The following is a 2,230-nucleotide window of genomic DNA, read 5'->3' as shown; positions in this document are numbered from 1 at the left end:
ATCTACTCTTCCTCAACCTATTTGGTCATACGCAGTAGACACTAGCATACATTTCAAAAAAATAATGCTTACGTACATTCTTTTTGCTTTAAGCTTCGTGTTGCTTATTAAAGGGGCTGACTGGCTGGTTACCGGGGCTACCGCCATTGCACGAAGATTCCGAGTGTCAGATATGATTATCGGATTGACAATTGTCTCAGTAGGCACCTCTATGCCCGAACTGATCGTGAGCATTTTGGCGAGTTTTAACGGAAACTCAGGACTAGCCGTTGGAAATGTTTTTGGTAGCAACGTTGCTAATATTCTGCTAATTTTAGGGGTGGCCGCTCTTATTTATCCTCTACCGATTAAGCGAAACACGGTAATGTCAGAGATTCCCTTCTCACTACTAGCGGCTCTACTGGTGGGTTTTTTAGCTAATGCTGCCCTATTTGATCGGTACGATGGGCTTATTATCAGTCGGGCCGATGGATGTATCTTACTATCTTTCTTTGCGCTCTTTATGCTCTACATTTTTAGGGTGGCTAAGGAAGAGAAGCAGCAGACCGAAGAAATCCACTCTAAGCCAACTGCTCTATGGAGATCGGGCGGACTTGTACTATTGGGGATATTTTCTTTATTCTTAGGCGGGAAGTGGACGGTTGATGGGGCAACCTTTATTGCTACTCAGTTGGGTATGAGCGAAAGTTTTATCGGGCTTACCGTCGTGGCTATCGGCACCTCTTTGCCGGAGTTGGTCACCTCAGTAGTGGCTGCTAAGCAGCGTAACACCGATATTGCGGTAGGCAATGCAGTAGGCTCTAACATTTTCAATCTACTGTGGGTACTCGGTATTAGTTCGGTAATCCATCCCCTGCCGTTCAACGTACTAAGCAACTTTGACATTTTAGCCATTATTTCTACCAGTACCTTACTTATTCTCTTGGTAAGTTTAGGAAAAAACCAGGTAGTTAGTAGAGTAGGCGGTGGGTTATTTCTACTCTGTTACGTAGCCTACGTAATTCTTTTAATTCAAAGGGGGTAGGAATAGACTAAATAAGAGGAAGTGCCCGACAATTGCTAATCAAAGAAGATTTACTTTAGTAAGTAAAGCAGTCTTGTGACTTTAAATTCTGAAATTTAAAAATCTGTATAAATGACTAATCCGGCGTGAATCGTATTGCAGTGGGCATCCACAATATCAGCCATGCGTTCGGAGTAGCCCCCGCCCATGGTAGTTACTACCGGAATGTTGCTTCGGAAACAGTGTTCAAATACCAGTTTATCGCGTTGACGGCAGCCGGCTTTACTCAGTGCTAATTTCCCTAGTTTATCGGTAGCTAATACATCTACTCCCGACTGATAGAAGACAATTTGAGGCTGCTGGCGTTCTATCAACTTTGGCAAAGCTTCTTTTAGAATACCCAAATATTCATCGTCTTCCGTTCCGGTGGGTAGCGCAATATCCCAATCAGACTGCTCTTTTTTGAGCGGATAATTATCTTTCCCGTGCATACTGAAAGTAAAAACCGATGGTTCGCCCTGAAAAATTACTGCGTTCCCATTCCCCTGGTGTACATCCAAATCGATGATGAGAATTCGCTTCACCAACTGATTAGCTAACAACCTTCGGCTAGCAATCGCAATATCATTAAGTGTGCTAAATCCTTCACCTCGGTCAGGGTACGCATGGTGGGTTCCTCCCGCTAAGTTCACGCCGATCCCAATTTTTAAAGCAGTTTCAGCCGCCGCGATGGTTCCGGCTACGCTACTTTGGGCCCGCTTTACCGAAACTTCCGTATTGGGTAATCCAATTCGGCGCACCATGCGTGGTGGTAACGTGCAGGTTTTAATGGCTTGCCAATACTCAGCCTTATGCACTCGTAAAATATCTTTTTCAGTGCAGAGTTCTGGGTCAACAAGTTGCTCTTCCTGAATGATTCCCTGGTATAGCAGTTGCTCTTTTACCAAGATATATTTGTCAATCGGAAAGCGGTGATTCTCCGGTAAAGTGTACAGATATTGATTGGAAAAGAAAATTGAAGGTTCCGTTTGGCTCAAGGTGATAAGTTGATAGTTAATGCGCCCTGTACCGGAACTGAGTGATAGTTGATATGTTTTTTCTCAGCTTGCTTTGTAAGACTTTTGGTAGTGTAGTAGGAATTAGAACCGTCGATAATTAATTGTTCGTAGTCAAAGTATTGGTTCAATTGATTCAGATCGCGCACCGCATTTTTGGCAACAATAATAT

The 2,230-nt window shown here is 43.5% G+C and carries 3 protein-coding genes; 1 reads left to right on the top strand and 2 read right to left on the bottom strand.

Annotated elements, in window-relative coordinates; translation table 11 throughout:
• A partial coding sequence (locus WBA23_RS01365) for a calcium/sodium antiporter (protein ID WP_424580439.1) occupies window positions 1-1,024 on the top strand: 1,024 nt, incomplete at its 5' end.
• A gap of 95 nt (window positions 1,025-1,119) precedes the next feature.
• Here the strand turns inward: WBA23_RS01365 and WBA23_RS01360 are convergent.
• Together WBA23_RS01360 and WBA23_RS01355 are read right to left on the bottom strand one after the other, a co-directional pair.
• Window positions 1,120-2,040: a histone deacetylase family protein gene (locus tag WBA23_RS01360; RefSeq protein WP_424580438.1), complete on the bottom strand. Its 921-nt coding sequence runs from the start codon at window positions 2,038-2,040 to the stop codon at window positions 1,120-1,122.
• A partial coding sequence (locus WBA23_RS01355; protein ID WP_424580437.1) for a hypothetical protein occupies window positions 2,037-2,230 on the bottom strand: 194 nt, incomplete at its 5' end. The genes WBA23_RS01360 and WBA23_RS01355, both read right to left, overlap by 4 nt.

Origin of the sequence: Tunicatimonas sp., assembly GCF_049647865.1 — a bacterium.
GTDB lineage: Bacteria > Bacteroidota > Bacteroidia > Cytophagales > Cyclobacteriaceae > Tunicatimonas.
The sequence above is the reverse complement of the archived record's forward strand: the minus strand, read 5'-3'. Positions and strand labels throughout refer to the sequence as shown.